We start from the raw sequence: 16104 nt of genomic DNA, 5'->3' as shown, positions 1-16104 counted from the left end.
ACTAGGATCACGGGGTACCAGCCACCGATCCGGGAGCCCTGCAACCGCCGTGAGCAACGCTGCCACCCGCCCTGTCGTACTGCTCGCCGAGAAGCTCGCGCCGTCCGCGGTCTCGTTGCTGGGCGACGACGTCGAGATCCGCCACGTCGACGGCACCGACCGCCCCGCGTTCCTGGCCGCCATCGCCGACGCCGACGCGCTGCTCGTCCGCTCGGCCACCCAGGTCGACGCCGAGGCGCTCGCCGCGTCGACCCGGCTCAAGGTCGTCGCGCGCGCGGGTGTGGGCCTCGACAACGTCGACGTCCCCGCGGCCACCGCCCGCGGCGTGATGGTCGTGAACGCGCCGACCTCCAACATCGTCTCCGCCGCCGAGCACGCCGTCGCGCTGATGCTCGCCGCCGCCCGCCACATCCCGGCGGCCGACGCGTCGCTGCGCGCCGGCAAGTGGGCCCGCAGCTCGCTGACCGGCACCGAGATCAACGGCAAGGTCGCAGGCATCGTCGGCCTCGGCAAGATCGGCCAGCTGGTCGCGCAGCGCCTCGCGGCGTTCGGTGTCGAGCTCATCGCCTACGACCCGTACGTCGCGCCGGCCCGCGCCGCGCAGCTGGGCATCGAGCTCGTCTCGCTCGACGAGCTCCTCACGCGGGCCGAGCTGATCTCGATCCACCTGCCCAAGACCCCGGAGACGCTCGGGCTCATCGGCAAGGACCAGCTCGCGATCACGAAGCCCGGTGTGATCATCGTCAACGCCGCGCGCGGTGGCCTGGTCGACGAGGACGCGCTGGCGGAGGCCGTACGCAGCGGGCACGTCGGCGGGGCGGGGATCGACGTCTACGTCGACGAGCCCACGACGTCGAGCCCGCTGTTCGAGATCCCGCAGATCGTCGTCACCCCGCACCTGGGCGCGTCCACCGACGAGGCGCAGGACCGCGCGGGCACCGACGTCGCGCGGTCGGTGCAGCTCGCGCTGGCCGGGGAGTTCGTGCCGGACGCCGTCAACGTGCAGGTCGGTGGCGTCGTCGGCGAGGAGGTGCGCCCGTGGCTGCCGCTGACGCAGAAGCTGGGAACCGTGCTCTACGCCGTGGCCGGGCGCGTGCCGAGCACGATCACCGTCGACGTCTCCGGTGAGCTGGCGTCCGAGGACGTGTCGGTGCTGCAGCTCGCGGCGCTGCGCGGGCTGTTCACGCACGTCGTCGAGGACCAGGTCACGTTCGTCAACACGCCGGCGCTGGCCGCCGAGCGGGGCGTCGACGTCGAACTGACGACGGCACCGGAGAGCGAGAACTTCCGCTCGGTCGTGCAGCTGCGCGCGGCGATGCCCGACGGCGAGTCGATCACCGTCTCCGGCACGCTGACCGGCCGCTCGCAGGTGCAGAAGCTGGTGGAGGTCAACGGCCGACACTTCGACCTGCGCGCCGAGGGTGAGGTCCTGCTGCTCGAGTACGGCGACCGCCCCGGCGTGATGGGCCGCGTCGGTTCGCTGCTGGGGGAGGCCGCGGTCAACATCGAGGCCGCGCAGATCAGCCAGACCACCGACGGCTCCGACGCGATCATGCTGCTGCGCGTCGACCGGCCCGTCGACCCGGGCGTTCTGGAGCCGATCGGCGCCTCGGTCGGGGCGCGCATCACCCGGCTGATCTCCTTCGACGACTGAGGGCGCATTGGCCCGCTCGGGGGCGTGTCGCGGGCCCGTCGGGTCCGCTGGGGCGCGGTTTCACCCGACGGGGTGACCCCGTTGGGGTGAGGCGCGCCGTGGGGGCCTGATCGCGGCCGGTAACGTGCGGTTTCGGCCCGTCGGTAGTCGGAGGAACACGCGGGTCCAGTCACGAGAGGAAACCCAGTCATGCGCCTTGCGGTCATTCCCGGCGACGGTATCGGGCCGGAGGTCATCGAGGAGGCGCTGAAGGTTCTCGAGGAGGTCGCGCCCGGCGCGGAGACGACCACCTACGACCTCGGCGCGGCGCGCTGGCACTCCACCGGCGAGCTGCTGCCCGAGTCGGTGCTCACCGAGCTCCAGCAGCACGACGCGATCCTGCTCGGCGCGGTCGGCGACCCGTCGGTCCCCAGCGGCATCCTGGAGCGCGGTCTGCTGCTGCGCCTGCGCTTCGAGCTCGACCACCACGTCAACCTGCGCCCCGCCCGGCTCTACCCCGGCGTCCGCGGGCCGCTGTCCGGGAACGCCGAGATCGACATGGTCGTCGTGCGTGAGGGCACCGAGGGCCCCTACGTCGGCACCGGTGGCCTGCTCCGCAAGGACACGCCGCACGAGATCGCCACCGAGGTCAGCGTGAACACCGCGTTCGGCGTCGAGCGGGTCGTCCGCGACGCGTTCTTCCGCGCCGAGCGCCGTCCGCGCAAGCACCTCACGCTCGTGCACAAGACCAACGTGCTGACCTTCTCCGGGCGCCTGTGGTCGCGGCTGGTGGAGGAGGTGTCGCTGGAGCACCCCGACGTGTCGGTGTCCTACCTGCACATCGACGCCGCCACGATCCATATGGTCACCGACCCCGGCCGCTTCGACGTGATCGTCACCGACAACCTGTTCGGCGACATCCTCACCGACCTCGCGGCCGCCATCACCGGTGGCATCGGCCTCGCGGCCAGCGGCAACCTCGACGGCAGCCGCAAGAACCCCAGCATGTTCGAGCCGGTGCACGGCAGCGCGCCCGACATCGCCGGGCAGGGCATCGCCGACCCCACCGCCGCGGTGCTCTCGGTCGCCCTGCTGCTCGACCACCTCGGCAACGTCGAGGAGGCCCGGCGCATCGAGGCCGCGGTGGCCTTCGACCTGGCCACCCGCGACCACAGCGCCACCGGCCACACCCGCAGCATCGGCGACCGCCTCGCGGCGCTGGTGAGCAGCCACGCGGGAGTGAGCTGACCGCCGGCCCCTGAATGGCAGTAAAGCCACTGTGCCGCCACGACACGGCAGCACAGTGGCTTTACCGCAGGCGCGGGTCGACCGCGTGAACCGCCGGTCGGGGCCGGGACGCCGCGTGCGCGTACGCCGCCCGCAGGACCTCCAGCACCTCCGGTCCGCTCCGGAGGATCTTCTTCGGCTTGCTCGCGAGGTAGACGACGCCCGCCGAGGTGAACCGCGCGGCGCGGTCGACGGTGTAGTCGTGGTCGGCGGGGCTGAGGTGCCACTCGCTGGACTCGATCTCCCAGGCCATCGCGACGTCGTCGAGCCAGCAGTCGGCCTTGCCCAGCAGTCTCCCGTCGGGAGCGTGGACGGGCGCGTTCCACCAGGGTTCGGGCAGTCCGGACCGGGCCCACAGCCGCTTCGCGTCCCGCTCGGCCGTCGAGCGGACGCCGTCGGCGACGTCGCGCAGCACCTCCGCCGGCGTCGCGGTCAGTCGGCGCGACCCCTCGGCGAGCTCTCCGGCCAGCGCGGCGACCGTGCAGAGGCCCCGCTGCACCGCGTCGGACATCAGCTCGGTCATCTCGGCCGCCGACTCCAGGCCCCGCACCGCGTCGGCGCAGGCGCGCACGATCGGGGCGAGCGGAACGCCGTCGCGGACGTGTGGTGGTGGCATCCGACCGGTCCGGGAGACCTCGACGAAGCCCGTCGACCGGAGCTGGCGCGAGTCCGGCACGAGAATGGAGATCGTCGGCCGCCCGCGCGGGACGGGTGATCGCGCGGGTCCGCGGCGCAGCCCGTGCCGGCGGCAGGCCTCGACGCCGGTCAGCAACGTGAGTGGCCCGCCGAACAGGAGCGCGGCCCGGACGAGCTGATCGAGGCTGGGCTCGCCGTTGCTGAGCAGGACCACCCCCGGCAGCAGCCGCCGCCAGGGACCTCCGTCGCGGCAGCGGTTGTAGACGGTCCGTTCGGGGATCCCGGCGGCGACGAGTCGGCGGGCGGTGGCCACGCCGTCCGGGAACACGACGCGCAGCCGCTGACTCCGGCGGGCGGTGGGGGTGCGAGCTGAGCCCATGCCCGGATGGTCACCCGAGAGGTCCGCGCACCGTGGGCGTTCGGAGAATCCCGTTGCAGCAAAGCCACTGTGCTGCCGTCTCCTGGCGGCACAGTGGCTTTGCTGCCATTTCGGGGCGGCGAGCTCAGGCCTCGTTCGCCTCGCCGGTCAGGAGCGCCACCCCCGCGCCCGCGAAGTTCGGGAGGTCGGCCACGGCGGCCTGACCGTGCTCCCCGCCCATGCCCGCGCCGAACGCGGCCTCGTCGGCGAAGTCGAGCACCGCGACCAGGTAGTACGGGGGCTTGTTGCCCTCGGGGTCGGGGCCGGGGTGGCTGATCGTGTAGCGGAGCAGGCCGGGGATCTTCTTCGCGATCACCGCGTGCACCTCGGTGTAGTGCTTGTCGAACGCGGCCGGGTCCTCGGGGTGGTTGTAGAGGGCGGTGAGCTGGTACAAGGCGACACCTTTCGCTGACGAGACCTCGTGCGGCGGTGCACACGGTCGCTGCAAGCACCCTGGTGGATCGCCGGCGGAGGTGCCTACCGCTGTCCCGCGATGTGGGACGGCCGGGTGACAGGTCGGGAGGGTCCGTGCCATGCTCGGCCACGTGTACAGCACCGTGATCATTATCGGCAGGCGCGACGGCTAGCTCCATCCAGCCGCCGCGCAGACCTCTCGCATCCGCGAGGGGTCTTTTTTGTTGCCGATGAGGAGATCGAGATGTTCCGGACCACCCCTGCCGCCACCCCGCTCGGCGACGCCTTCCACGTCTACGACACGACACTGCGCGACGGTGCACAGCGCGAGGGCATCTCCTACTCGGTGGCCGACAAGCTCGCCGTCGCCCGGCACCTCGACGCGCTCGGCGTCGGCTACGTCGAGGGCGGCTGGCCGGGTGCGATGCCGAAGGACACCGAGTTCTTCGCCCGTGCCGCGGCGGGGGAGCTCGACCTGCGCCACGCCGCACTGGTGGCGTTCGGGGCGACCCGGCGCCCCGGCACGACGGCGGCGCAGGACCCGCAGGTCCGGGCGCTGCTGGACAGCGCGGCCCCGGTCGTCACGCTGGTCGCGAAGTCCGACCGCCGCCACGTCGAGCGCGCGCTGCGCACCGACACGGCGGAGAACTGCGCGATGGTCGCCGACACGGTGGCGTTCCTCGTCGGGGAGGGCCGCCGGGTCTTCGTCGACGCGGAGCACTTCTTCGACGGCTACGCGTTCGACCCCGACACCGCTCTGCGCGTGCTGGAAGCAGCCGTCGGGGCGGGCGCCGACGTCGCGGTGCTGTGCGACACGAACGGCGGCATGCTCCCCCTGGGGATCGCCGAGGTGGTGGCCGAGGTGGCGGCCCGCACGGGCTTCCGCCTCGGCATCCACTGCCAGGACGACACCGGCTGCGCGGTCGCCAACTCGGTGGCCGCGGTGCAGGCCGGCGCCACGCACGTCCAGTGCACCGCGAACGGCTACGGGGAGCGGGCCGGCAACGCCGATCTGTTCGCCGTGGTCGGGAACCTGGTGACCAAGTTGGGGATGCCCGTCCTACCGGACGGATCCCTGGCGGAGATGACCCGCACCTCGCACGCGTTGGCGGAGATCGCCAACATCGCTCCCGACACCCACCAGGCCTATGTCGGGACGTCAGCGTTCGCCCACAAGGCGGGCCTGCACGCGAGTGCGATCAAGGTGGACCCGGAGCTGTACAACCACATGAACCCCGTGGACGTCGGCAACGGGCAGCGGATCCTCGTCACCGAGATGGCCGGCCGGGCCAGCGTCGAGCTCAAGAGCACCGAGCTCGGCATCGACCTGGCCGGCCATCCCGACGCGGTGTCGCAGGTCGTGGCGACCGTGAAGGAGCGCGAGGCGCACGGCTGGTCGTTCGAGGCCGCGGACGCCTCGTTGGAACTGCTCATGCGCACCGCCCGCGGCGACGCCGGGACCGCACCGTTCGAGCTGGAGTCCTACCGCGTCATCACCGAGCGGCGCGCCGACGGCGAGATCGTGGCCGAGGCGACCGTCAAGATCGTCGTCGACGGGGAGCGGCTCATCGCGACCCGCGAGGGCAACGGCCCCGTCAACGCCCTCGACGCGGCCCTGCGCGGAGCGCTCACCCCGTCGTGCCCGTGGCTCGCCGACGTCGACCTGACCGACTACAAGGTCCGCATCCTCACGCGCGGCACCGGTGCGGTCACGCGGGTGCTGATCGGGTCGTCGGACAAGGCGGGGGAGTGGACGACGGTCGGCGTGCACGGCAACGTCGTCGAGGCGTCCTGGCTGGCGCTCGTCGACGCGCTGGCCTACGCCGCCCTGCGCCACGCACTCGTCCCCGCCGGCTGACCCCCGCGTCGCCGCGTCGCCGCGTCGGTAGGGCTACGGCAACGCGACGCCCCGCTCGAACCCCCGGCGCAGCACCGTGATCGTGCGGGTCCGGACCACGCCCTTCACCTGGTAGAGCATGCGCAGCACGTCCTCCAGCCCGTCGGGGCCGGACGCGCGCACCTTGAGCAGGAAGTTGCTGTTGCCCGCGACGGAGTGCGCCTCCTCGACGCGCGGGTCGGCCTCCGCCGCGGCGAACACGTGATCGCGGGCCCAGCCCTCGGTGTCGAGCAGGACGAACGCGAGGACGTCGACGCCGAGCGCGTCGGGATCCACCTCCACCGTCGTCCGCCGGATGACCCCGGAGGAGCGGAGCCTGCGCACCCGCTCGTGCACCGCGGCGGGCGAGAGCGACACCGCCCTACCGAGCTGGGCGTAGGTGCGGTCGGCGTCGTCGAGGAGGAGGCCGACGATCCTCCGGTCCATCGGGTCCATGACCCCATCCTGACAGGCCTTCGGCCGAAGACTCTTCACGATGAACGTCGATCGCTGGATTCGGCGGTCGCGCCGAAGCATCTTCGGTGCATGACCCGCCACTTCACCGTCCTCACCGCGGGGGTCGTCGCGGTCGGGGCGCAGTCGTTCCTGCTCGCCCCGCTCCTGCCCGACCTCACCGCGTCCCTCGTCGCCACCCCGTCGGAGATCGGCCGCGCGCTGGCCGCGTACGGCGTCGGCGTCGTGCTGGTGGCGCTGCTGCTCGGCCCGCGACTGGACCGCATCCCGCGCGCGACAGCCCTGACGGCCGGTGCAGTCGTGCTCGCGGTGAGCTCGGCGATCTCCGCCCTCGCGCCGAACTGGGAGGTGCTCGCCGCCGCGCAGGTGCTGGCCGGGGCCGCCGCGGGTGTGGTCCTGCCCGCGACCTACGCGTTCGCCGCCGAGCTCGCCGCACCGGGGGAACAGGCCCGCGCGACCGGGCGGGTGCTGACGGGCTGGTCGGTCGCGCTCGTCGCCGGGGTGCCGGTGTCGACGCTGCTGGCCGACCTCGTCGGCTGGCGCGGGGTGCTCGGTGCGCTCGCGGTGCTGGCCGCTGCACAGGTGGTGCTCTACCGGACACTGCCCGCCTCGGCGGTCCCCTCGACGCCGCGTCCGCGGATCGCTGCGGCGCTGCGGATCCCCGGGGTCGCCCGGCTGCTGCTCGGCACGCTGGCCTTCATGAGCGCGTTCTACGCCGTGTTCGGCTTCGCGGGCGCCGAGATCCGGCTGCTGCACGGCGGCGGCGCGGCCGGGGCGGGGCTGCTCGCCCTGGCCTACGGCATCGGGTTCGGGCTCGGCGCGGCGACCGACCGGTACGCCGGGCGCATCGGGCTCGCCCCGGTCCTCGCCGCGCTGGCCGGGGTCTACCTCGTGCTCGCCGCGACCGTCGGCGTGCTCGCGGTGCTGCTCGGCGCGGCGGTGGTGTGGGGCCTGGTCAACCACGTCGCGCTGACGCTGCTGGTGAGCCGGCTCTCCGCCGCCGCCCCGGACGCCCGGGGTGCGGTGCTCGCGCTCAACTCGGCTGCGACCTACGGCGGTGCCGCGGTGGCCGGGCTGCTCGCCGGCCCGTTGTACGAGGCTGCGGGCCTGGGCTGGGTCGCCGTCGCCGGGGCGGTGGTGGTCGCGGTGGCGGTGCCGGTGACCCGGAGCCGGGCCGCGCAGCCGGTGTCGATCGGAGCCTGACGCTCGTGCCCCGGAGCCGTCACCGGCCCGCCGCCGACGTCGCAGCACGGCCTGCAATCGGGACGAGCCACCTACGGGCGGGCGACGGGCTCCGGCTCGCGGCGGGCCCACTCGGGCGCGTGCTCCGGCAGCGGGCCGATCGCGACCAGCCGCGCCGGGATCCCCTGCAGTACCGGGAAGCGCTGCAGCATCCGCAGCGGGAACGGCAGGCTCGCGAGCGGGGCCGGGGCGAGCCCACCGTCGTCGGCCATGCCCACGGGGCCGGTCGGGGCTGGTGTCGCCGTGGCGATGGCCGGCCCCAGGATCGCGCGGTGCGCGAGCCGCTGCGCACCCTGCACGAGCGCGGTCGGCCACCACCGCCGCCGCTGCACCGTGCGCAGCACCGAGCGCGGCACGACACCCCCGCTGCGCAGCGCCGGGGCGAGCAGCCGGGCGGTCGCGACGGCGTCGGCGACGGCGAGGTTGATGCCCACCCCGCCGACCGGCGACATCGCGTGCGCCGCGTCGCCGATCAGCAGCAGCCCGTCGAGGTCCCAGCGCCGCAGCCGCTCCAGCCGGACATCGAGCAGCTTGACGTCGTCCCAGGACTCCAGCGCGCCCGTCCGGTCGGCCATCCACGGCAGCAGACCGGCGAAGCGCCGCTGCAGCTCCTCGATACCCGCGGCGCGCAGCGCGGTGTCGCCGCCCTTACGGATGAGGTAGCCGCACTGCCAGTAGTCGCCGCGGTCGATCATGACGCAGAAGTGACCGGTGGAGAACCGGCCGACGCCGCCGATCGGGTCGGTCTCCCGTCGGGGCAGCCGGAACCACCAGATGTCCATCGGTACGCCGAACGAGCGCGGCTCCAGTGCGGCGGCGGCACGTACGGCGGACCCGCGGCCGTCGCAGGCGACGGTGAGTTCGGCCCGCAGGTCGTGCTCCGTGCCGTCGGTGCGGTCGACGAACCGGACCCCCGTGACGCGGCTGCCGTCGCGCAGCAGGCCGACGACCTCGGCCTCGCGCCGCAGCGTGAACGTCGGCTCCTCCGCGGCGACCTCGGCCAGCAGGTCGAGGAAGTCCCACTGCGGGACGAGCGCGATGTGCTTGTGCGCTCCGGGGAGGCGGCGCATGTCGGAGATCTGGACCGTGCCCGTGTCGAACTGGCCGGTGATCCGCTCCAGAAGGCGCTGCGGGACGGCGGCGAACCGATCGCCGAGGCCCAGCTCGTCGAGCAGGTTCAGGGTGGAGGCGTGGACGGTGTCGCCGCGGAAGTCGCGCAGGAAGTCGGCGTGCTTCTCGAGCACCGTGACCTCGACGCCGGCGCGGGCCATGAGCAGGCCGAGGACCATCCCGGCCGGCCCCCCGCCGACGACGAGGCAGGTGGTGCGCTCTGAATTCACCATACGTTGAATAATACGCCGATCCGATAGCCTGGCAAGACCATGACTGTTCGCGTCCGCTTCTGCCCCTCCCCGACCGGTACGCCGCACGTCGGGCTCATCCGCACCGCGCTGTTCAACTGGGCCCACGCCCGGCACAGCGGCGGCAGCTTCGTGTTCCGGATCGAGGACACCGACGCCAGCCGCGACTCCGTCGAGTCCTACGAGGCGCTGCTCGACGCGCTGCGCTGGCTCGGCCTCGACTGGGACGAGGGCCCCGAGGTCGGCGGCGAGCACGGCCCGTACCGGCAGAGCGAGCGCGGTGATCTCTACGCCGACGCCCTCGCGAAGCTCATCGCGGCGAACGAGGTGTACGAGTCGTTCTCCAAGGCGGAGGAGATCGAGGCGCGCCACAAGGCGGCGGGCCGCGACCCCAAGCTCGGCTACGACAACGCCGACCGCGACCTGTCCGACGAGCAGAAGGCGGCCTACCGCGCCGAGGGCCGCGCGCCCGTCTACCGGCTGCGGATGCCCGACCGCGACATCACCTTCACCGATCTCGTCCGCGGTGACGTCACGTTCCGCGCCGGCACCGTCCCCGACTTCGTGCTCGCCCGCGGCGACGGCTCTCCGCTCTACCCGCTGACCAACCCGCTCGACGACGCGCTCATGGGCATCACCGACGTCCTGCGCGGCGAGGACCTGCTCTCCTCCACGCCCCGGCAGATCGCGCTGCTGGAGGCGCTGCAGCGCGTCGGCATCGGCAAGGGGCCGCTCCGCTACGGGCACCTCCCGCTCGTCACGGGGGAGGGGAACCGCAAGCTGTCCAAGCGCGACCCGGAATCGAACCTGTTCCTCTACCGGGAGCGCGGATTCGTCCCCGAGGGCCTGCTCAACTACCTGGCCCTGCTGGGCTGGGCGATCGGCGAGAACCGTGACGTCTTCACGATGGACGAGATGGTCGCCGCATTCGACATCAGCCGTGTCTCCGGTAACTCCGCGCGCTTCGACCTGAAGAAGGCCGAGGCCATCAACGCCGCCCATCTGCGCGCGCTCCCGGTCGAGGACTTCGCCGGCCGAGTCGTGCCGTACCTCGCGGAGCAGGGTGTGGTGCTCGACACCGACGCCGACCGTGCTGTGCTCGCCGCCGCGGCCCCGCTGGTGCAGGAGCGCAGCGTCGTCCTGTCCGACGCCGCCCGGATGCTGCGGTTCCTCTTCGTCGACGGGAAGGACTTCGTGCTCGACGAGGACGCCGCGGCCAAGAACCTCGGCGCCGACGCGGCTCCCGTCCTCGAGGCGGCCCTGACCGGCCTCGATGCGCTCCAGGACTGGTCGACCACGGCCATCGAGGAGTCTCTCAAGGCCACCCTGATCGACGGCCTGGGCCTCAAGCCGCGCAAGGCGTTCGCGCCCGTGCGGGTGGCCATCAGCGGCCGGACGGTGTCGCCGCCGCTCTACGAGTCGATGGAGCTGCTGGGCCGCGAGCGGTCCCTCGCGCGACTGAGGGCCGGTGTGGAGCGCGCGGGAGGGCTCGGCTAGAGTACTCAGCGAAGGGCACGGACACCGGGTTCGCACCGACTGGAACCCGGCTGATCGTGAGCCTTGGGGTATGGTGTAATTGGCAACACAGCTGTTTCTGGTACAGCCATTCTAGGTTCGAGTCCTGGTACCCCAGCGGAAACACCTGAGCAGTACGTAGTACAGTTTCACGAGAGTTTCCTAGGGCCCCGTCGTCTAGCGGCCTAGGACGCCGCCCTCTCAAGGCGGTAGCGCGGGTTCAAATCCCGTCGGGGCTACGTCGCAAGCGATCCCCACTCTGACCCGGAGTGGGGATCGCTGCATTTCCGGGGCGCCTCGCCTGCTGCGGGTTCGTGGTCAGCGCGAGGACGCGTCCGCGTGCGCAAGTTCGACTCCACGCTCGCGGGGTCTCGCGCGCGGGGGTCGCAACTCGGGCGCGTGAGCACGAGTTCTGTGCCGCAGGCCTACGCGCCGCCCCCGGTCCCGGTCCCGGTCCCGGTCCCGATCGCAGCCTGCTCCGGCGACGGGGTGGCTGTCAGGCGGTAGGGAGTGAGCCGCGCTGGGCGTCGGTCGGTGCGGTTGTCGTCGGGCCCGGGTCCGTGGTGGGCGGCGGGTCCGTCGTCGGGGGCGGAGGCTCCTCGGTCGTCGGCACCGGCGCGTCGGTTGTGGGGACCGGCTGAACGGGGGGCGCCGGGGCCCGGGTGCGGCTGGGGACCACGACCGGGGGTGGGTCGTCGGCGGCGGGGGCCTCGGTCGACTCCACCGGCGTCGGGGTGCCCAGCACCTCCGACGAGACCGGGGGCAGCACCGGCACCGACGACGTCTGGCCGCTGTTGGCGGTCGGCTCGGGTGTCGGGGCGGGCATCAGGACCACCGTCGCGACGACGCCGAGCGCCGCGGCCAGGCCGCCGGCCGACACCAGGAACGCACCACCGCGACCGCTGCGCCGCGGCTCCGGGCGCTCGTAGTCCTCCTCGCGGTACTCGGTGACCTCGAGGTCCATCGGCGGCCGCACCGGGTACGGCGACGCCATCTGCCGCGGCGGGGGCACGACCTGCGTGGCCATCTCGCCGCCCTGCATCGGGATGCGTCCCTGCTGCGCGCCCGCCGGGATGAACCCGGCCGACCCCGACGTCCCACCGGGCGCGGCCGCGAGCATCCCGCCGCCCCCGACCCCGAGGGCGCCCGTCCCCGACGGACCGGGTCCCGCACCGACGCCGGCCGGCGCACCGGGCGCCCACTGCTGACCGGTCGCCCGCACCCCGCCCTGCGCAGCAGGACCGCCCCGCGGCTGGGGGACGTGCGGGCCGGTCCCGGCGAGCGCGACCGGGTCGAGGGAGAGGGCGGCGCCCATCGCGATGGCGTTCTTCGGGTCGGCGTCGACCGCGACGGGCCGCCCGAGCTGCTCGGACACCAGTTGGGCGACGAGCGGGATCCGCGACGACCCGCCGACCAGCAGCACCGCGGTGAGCTGGTCGGGCGTGAGCCCTGCGGAGGAGACCGCGCGGCGCAGCGCGGCCACGGTGTCCTCGATCTGCGGCCGGATCATCGCCTCGAACTCGCTGCGGTGCAGCCGGACGGAGCCCTGGGATCCGGGCAGCAGTACCGGGATCGACACCTCGGTGTCGCTGCTCAGCGCCTCCTTGGCCTCCGAGCACTCCCGGCGGACGGCGGCGACGGCGGCGAGCACGGCGGGGTCGGTGTCGTCGAGCCCGGCGAACGCCTCGGGCATGCCGGTGCGGACGTGGTCGAACACGACCTGGTCGAAGTCGATGCCACCGAGGCGCTCGATGCCCTCCGGGCGCCCGATCGTGCCGAAGCCCTGCGGGCCCTTGTGCACGATCGCGGCGTCGAACGTGCCGCCGCCCAGGTCGTAGACGGCGATGGTGGAGCCGGACTCGAGCCGCTCCGCCGAGGCGTAGTGCAGCGCCGCGGCCTGCGGCTCGGCCAGGAACGCGACCTGCATTCCCTGGCCGGCCAGCGCGCCGCCGAGGAGCTCCTTCTTCAACGGCCCCCACGACGCGGGATGGGTGACGGCGATCCGGGCGGCGGGACCGCCCTCGCGCTCGCCCACCCGGTCGACGACCCAGCGCACGACGCGCGCGGAGAGCTCCTGCGGCGACCACGGCACCCCGGCGACGACGAGGGGTGTGGGGTCGCCGATGCGGCGCTTGAACTCGCGGACGACTCGAGCCGGGTCGGTGAGGGCCCGGCGCTCCGCGGCCTCGCCGACGAGCACGGAGCCGTCGGTCCCGGCGTAGAAGACGGAGGGGACGGAGCTGGACCGGTCGCCGAGGTTGACGATCTCGATCTCGCCCGGCCGCATACCCGGATGACCGACGGCGGCCGACGTCCTCGTCGTACCCAGGTCGATCCCGAGCAAGTAGGTCATCGTGCCCCGTCTCCGTCGCCGATTCTCACCCTGCGTGCAACTGCGACACGGTATCGGGTCTCGTGTGACCCTTTCGGCCGGGTGCCGACTACAGCCGGTGTTGCAGGGCCTCGGCGGCAGCCAGCAGGTCGGCCGCCCACCGCACGCCGGGGCGTCGCCCGATCCGGTCGACGGGGCCGGACACCGACACCGCGGCGACGACGTGCCCGCTCCCGTCGCGCACGGGGGCCGACACGCTCGCGACGCCCGACTCCCGTTCCGCGACGCTCTGCGCCCACCCGCGGCGCCGGACGTCGAGCAGGACCCGCTCGGTGAAGGTGGCCTCGCCCAGCACCGCGCGCTGCACGGCGGGCTCGGCCCACGCGGCGAGCACCTTGGCCCCCGATCCCGCCGTCATCGGCAGCCGGGAGCCGACCGGCACGGTGTCACGCAGGCCGCTCGCCGGCTCGGCCGTGGCCACGCAGACGCGCTGCGTGCCGTCGCGGCGGTAGAGCTGCACGCTCTCGCCGGTGATGTCGCGCAGCCGGGGCAGGACGGCGGCGGCCGCCTCCAGCAACGGGTCGGCGCCACCCGCGGCGAGCTCGGCCAGCGCGGGTCCGGGACGCCAGCGCCCGTCGGCCCCGCGGCTGAGCAGGCCGTGCACCTCCAGGCCGACGGCGAGCCGGTGGGCGGTGGCGCGGGGCAGACCGGTGCGCTGGCACAGCTCGGCCAGGCCGCACGGCTCGGTGGCCACGGCGTGGAGGACTCCCACGGCCTTGTCGAGCACGCCGATGCCGCTATGCTGTCTCACACCGCGATACTAACGTCCCAACAGCTGGGAGAACAACATGCCGCGCACACTGGCCGAGAAGGTGTGGGACCTGCACCTCGTCCGCGAGGGGGAGGGCGACGAACCCGATCTCCTCTACATCGACCTGCACCTCGTGCACGAGGTCACGAGCCCGCAGGCGTTCGACGGGCTCCGCCTCGCCGGTCGTCCGGTGCGCCGCCCGGACCTCACGCTGGCCACCGAGGACCACAACGTCCCCACGAAGGACGTCGACCTCCCGATCGCCGACCCCGTCTCGCGCACCCAGGTGGAGACGCTGCGCAAGAACTGCGCGGAGTTCGGCGTCCCGCTCTACCCGATGAACCACGCCGAGCAGGGCATCGTGCACGTCGTCGGCCCGCAGCTCGGGCTGACGCAGCCGGGCACCACGGTGGTCTGCGGGGACAGCCACACGTCCACCCACGGTGCGTTCGGGGCGATGGCGTTCGGCATCGGCACCTCCGAGGTCGAGCACGTGCTCGCCACGCAGACGCTGCCGCTCAAGCGGTTCAAGACGATGTCGATCACGGTGAACAGTGCCGACGGCACGCTGCGGCCGGGCGTCACGAGCAAGGACGTCGTGCTGGCGATCATCGCCAAGATCGGCACCGGGGGCGGGCAGGGCCACGTGCTCGAGTTCCGCGGCAACGTCATCGAGAACCTCTCGATGGAGGCCCGGATGACGGTCTGCAACATGTCGATCGAGGCCGGTGCCCGCGCGGGCATGATCGCCCCCGACGAGACGACGTTCGCCTACCTGAAGGGCCGCGACCGCGCGCCCACCGGCGAGGCGTGGGACGAGGCGGTCGCGCAGTGGCGCGAGCTGCGCACCGACGACGACGCCGTGTTCGACGCCGAGGTCACCCTCGACGGCGACGCGCTCACCCCGTTCGTCACCTGGGGCACCAACCCGGGCCAGGGGCTCCCGCTCGGCGAGAACGTGCCCGACCCGGCGCAGATCGTCGACGAGAACGAGCGCCTCTCCGCCGAGAAGGCCTTGACCTACATGGGACTGACGGCGGGCCAGCCGCTGCGCGAGGTCTCGGTCGACACCGTCTTCGTGGGCTCCTGCACCAACGGCCGCATCGAGGACCTGCGCGCCGTCGCCGACGTCATCAAGGGCCGCCAGGTCGCCGACGGCGTCCGCATGCTGGTCGTGCCCGGGTCGATGCGGGTGCGCTTCCAGGCCGAGGAGGAGGGCCTCGACGAGGTGTTCACCGCGGCCGGCGCCGAGTGGCGCTCCGCGGGCTGCTCGATGTGCCTGGGCATGAACCCCGACCAGCTCGCCCCGGGTGAGCGCAGTGCATCCACGTCGAACCGCAACTTCGAGGGCCGCCAGGGCAAGGGCGGCCGCACCCACCTCGTGTCGCCGCTGGTCGCCGCCGCGACCGCCGTGCGCGGCACCCTCTCGAGCCCGGAGGACCTGGTCTGATGGACGCCTTCTCCACCCACACCGGAATCGGCGTGCCCCTGCGCCGCGCCAACGTCGACACCGACCAGATCATCCCGGCGGTCTACCTCAAGCGCGTCACGCGCACCGGGTTCGAGGACGGGCTGTTCTCGGCCTGGCGCAACGACTCCTCGTTCATCCTCAACCAGGAACCGTTCGACCGCGGATCGGTCCTCGTCGCGGGATCGGACTTCGGCACGGGTTCCTCGCGTGAGCACGCCGTCTGGGCGCTGATGAACTACGGCTTCCGCGTCGTCATCTCCTCGCGCTTCGCCGACATCTTCCGCGGCAACTCGGCCAAGGCCGGGCTGGTGGCTGCGGAGGTCGCGCAGCCCGACGTCGAGCTGCTGTGGAAGCTGCTGGAGAACCAGCCCGGCACCGAGATCACCGTCGACCTGCGGGAGAAGACGGTGCAGGCGGCCGATCTCACCGTGCCGTTCGTGATCGACGACTACACCCGCTGGCGGCTGCTGGAGGGCCTCGACGACATCGGTCTGACGCTGCGCCACGAGGGCGACATCACCACCTTCGAGGCCGCCCGCCCGGCCCGGATGCCCGTCACGGGCTGACCCGCGTGGGTGGATCCGTTGTCCCGCAACGGATTCACTCCGCGTGTCCCCTGGCGCACGTCCCTGAC

13 protein-coding genes and 2 tRNA genes are annotated in these 16104 nt (G+C 73.1%); 9 read left to right on the top strand and 6 right to left on the bottom strand.

What is annotated here, in order from left to right:
- Nucleotides 1–49 precede the first annotated feature (49 nt).
- Both serA and I4I81_RS16265 read left to right on the top strand, forming a co-directional pair.
- On the top strand, nucleotides 50–1654 hold the full coding sequence (gene serA, locus I4I81_RS16270) for a phosphoglycerate dehydrogenase (RefSeq protein WP_218602477.1): 1605 nt from the start codon (nucleotides 50–52) through the stop codon (nucleotides 1652–1654).
- A 189-nt stretch (nucleotides 1655–1843) separates the two neighbouring features.
- Complete coding sequence (locus tag I4I81_RS16265) at nucleotides 1844–2881, top strand: 3-isopropylmalate dehydrogenase (protein ID WP_218602476.1); 1038 nt, start codon at nucleotides 1844–1846, stop codon at nucleotides 2879–2881.
- Nucleotides 2882–2942: 61 nt separating this feature from the next.
- Here the strand turns inward: I4I81_RS16265 and I4I81_RS16260 are convergent, their stop codons facing one another.
- Together I4I81_RS16260 and I4I81_RS16255 are read right to left on the bottom strand one after the other, a co-directional pair.
- Nucleotides 2943–3935 carry a hypothetical protein gene (locus tag I4I81_RS16260; protein WP_218602475.1) on the bottom strand — a complete coding sequence of 331 codons (993 nt, stop codon included), beginning with the start codon at nucleotides 3933–3935 and terminating at the stop codon, nucleotides 2943–2945.
- A 124-nt stretch (nucleotides 3936–4059) separates the two neighbouring features.
- On the bottom strand, nucleotides 4060–4368 hold the full coding sequence (locus tag I4I81_RS16255; protein WP_225924609.1) for an EthD family reductase: 309 nt from the start codon (nucleotides 4366–4368) through the stop codon (nucleotides 4060–4062).
- 264 nt (nucleotides 4369–4632) lie between these two features.
- Here I4I81_RS16255 and cimA point away from each other — a divergent pair, with 264 nt between their 5' ends.
- Nucleotides 4633–6246: a citramalate synthase gene (cimA, locus tag I4I81_RS16250; RefSeq protein ID WP_218602473.1), complete on the top strand. Its 1614-nt coding sequence runs from the start codon at nucleotides 4633–4635 to the stop codon at nucleotides 6244–6246.
- A 33-nt stretch (nucleotides 6247–6279) separates the two neighbouring features.
- On the opposite strand, the gene I4I81_RS16245 is transcribed toward cimA, so the two are convergent.
- Nucleotides 6280–6720 (bottom strand): Lrp/AsnC family transcriptional regulator, encoded by a 441-nt coding sequence (locus tag I4I81_RS16245; protein WP_218602472.1) that lies wholly within the window; start codon nucleotides 6718–6720, stop codon nucleotides 6280–6282.
- Nucleotides 6721–6810: 90 nt separating this feature from the next.
- Here I4I81_RS16245 and I4I81_RS16240 point away from each other — a divergent pair, with 90 nt between their 5' ends.
- Nucleotides 6811–7941 (top strand): MFS transporter, encoded by a 1131-nt coding sequence (locus I4I81_RS16240; RefSeq protein ID WP_218602471.1) that lies wholly within the window; start codon nucleotides 6811–6813, stop codon nucleotides 7939–7941.
- Nucleotides 7942–8012: 71 nt separating this feature from the next.
- On the opposite strand, the gene I4I81_RS16235 is transcribed toward I4I81_RS16240, so the two are convergent.
- Nucleotides 8013–9323: an FAD-dependent oxidoreductase gene (locus I4I81_RS16235; protein ID WP_218602470.1), complete on the bottom strand. Its 1311-nt coding sequence runs from the start codon at nucleotides 9321–9323 to the stop codon at nucleotides 8013–8015.
- A gap of 39 nt (nucleotides 9324–9362) precedes the next feature.
- On the opposite strand from I4I81_RS16235, the gene gltX reads away from it, so the two are divergent.
- The 3 genes from gltX to I4I81_RS16220 all read left to right on the top strand — a co-directional run bounded on the left by gltX (nucleotide 9363) and on the right by I4I81_RS16220 (nucleotide 11095).
- The gene (gltX, locus tag I4I81_RS16230) at nucleotides 9363–10838 is read left to right on the top strand and encodes a glutamate--tRNA ligase (protein ID WP_218602469.1); all 1476 of its coding nucleotides are present in this window, start codon (nucleotides 9363–9365) and stop codon (nucleotides 10836–10838) included.
- Nucleotides 10839–10902: 64 nt separating this feature from the next.
- Nucleotides 10903–10974: transfer RNA gene (locus I4I81_RS16225), tRNA-Gln, on the top strand.
- Between the two features lie 48 nt (nucleotides 10975–11022).
- A tRNA-Glu gene (locus I4I81_RS16220) sits at nucleotides 11023–11095 on the top strand.
- A gap of 257 nt (nucleotides 11096–11352) precedes the next feature.
- On the opposite strand, the gene I4I81_RS16215 is transcribed toward I4I81_RS16220, so the two are convergent.
- Nucleotides 11353–13209, bottom strand: coding sequence for an Hsp70 family protein (locus I4I81_RS16215; RefSeq protein ID WP_218616146.1), 1857 nt, complete (start codon nucleotides 13207–13209; stop codon nucleotides 11353–11355).
- An 88-nt stretch (nucleotides 13210–13297) separates the two neighbouring features.
- A complete protein-coding gene (locus tag I4I81_RS16210; RefSeq protein ID WP_218605825.1) occupies nucleotides 13298–13999 on the bottom strand; it encodes an IclR family transcriptional regulator in 702 nt (233 codons plus the stop codon).
- A 37-nt stretch (nucleotides 14000–14036) separates the two neighbouring features.
- On the opposite strand from I4I81_RS16210, the gene leuC reads away from it, so the two are divergent.
- Together leuC and leuD are read left to right on the top strand one after the other, a co-directional pair.
- Nucleotides 14037–15449: a 3-isopropylmalate dehydratase large subunit gene (leuC, locus tag I4I81_RS16205; protein WP_218605824.1), complete on the top strand. Its 1413-nt coding sequence runs from the start codon at nucleotides 14037–14039 to the stop codon at nucleotides 15447–15449.
- Entirely contained in the window at nucleotides 15449–16036 is a 588-nt protein-coding gene (gene leuD, locus I4I81_RS16200; RefSeq protein WP_218605823.1) for a 3-isopropylmalate dehydratase small subunit, read from the top strand. The genes leuC and leuD overlap by 1 nt, the downstream gene beginning before the upstream one ends.
- Nucleotides 16037–16104 lie beyond the last annotated feature (68 nt).

This window comes from Pseudonocardia abyssalis, assembly GCF_019263705.2.
In the GTDB taxonomy this organism is placed as follows: Bacteria; Actinomycetota; Actinomycetes; order Mycobacteriales; family Pseudonocardiaceae; genus Pseudonocardia; species Pseudonocardia abyssalis.
The sequence above is the reverse complement of the archived record's forward strand: the minus strand, read 5'-3'. Positions and strand labels throughout refer to the sequence as shown.

Excerpts from the sequence above, each read along its gene's own strand:
- I4I81_RS16215 (WP_218616146.1), bottom strand. The coding sequence starts at position 13,209 with ATGACCTACTTGCTCGGGATCGACCTGGGTACGACGAGGACGTCGGCC.
- I4I81_RS16265 (WP_218602476.1), top strand. The coding sequence starts at position 1,844 with ATGCGCCTTGCGGTCATTCCCGGCGACGGTATCGGGCCGGAGGTCATC.
- gltX (WP_218602469.1), top strand. The coding sequence starts at position 9,363 with ATGACTGTTCGCGTCCGCTTCTGCCCCTCCCCGACCGGTACGCCGCAC.
- I4I81_RS16260 (WP_218602475.1), bottom strand. The coding sequence starts at position 3,935 with ATGGGCTCAGCTCGCACCCCCACCGCCCGCCGGAGTCAGCGGCTGCGC.
- I4I81_RS16235 (WP_218602470.1), bottom strand. The coding sequence starts at position 9,323 with ATGGTGAATTCAGAGCGCACCACCTGCCTCGTCGTCGGCGGGGGGCCG.
- leuD (WP_218605823.1), top strand. The coding sequence starts at position 15,449 with ATGGACGCCTTCTCCACCCACACCGGAATCGGCGTGCCCCTGCGCCGC.
- I4I81_RS16245 (WP_218602472.1), bottom strand. The coding sequence starts at position 6,720 with ATGGACCCGATGGACCGGAGGATCGTCGGCCTCCTCCTCGACGACGCC.
- cimA (WP_218602473.1), top strand. The coding sequence starts at position 4,633 with ATGTTCCGGACCACCCCTGCCGCCACCCCGCTCGGCGACGCCTTCCAC.
- I4I81_RS16240 (WP_218602471.1), top strand. The coding sequence starts at position 6,811 with ATGACCCGCCACTTCACCGTCCTCACCGCGGGGGTCGTCGCGGTCGGG.
- leuC (WP_218605824.1), top strand. The coding sequence starts at position 14,037 with ATGCCGCGCACACTGGCCGAGAAGGTGTGGGACCTGCACCTCGTCCGC.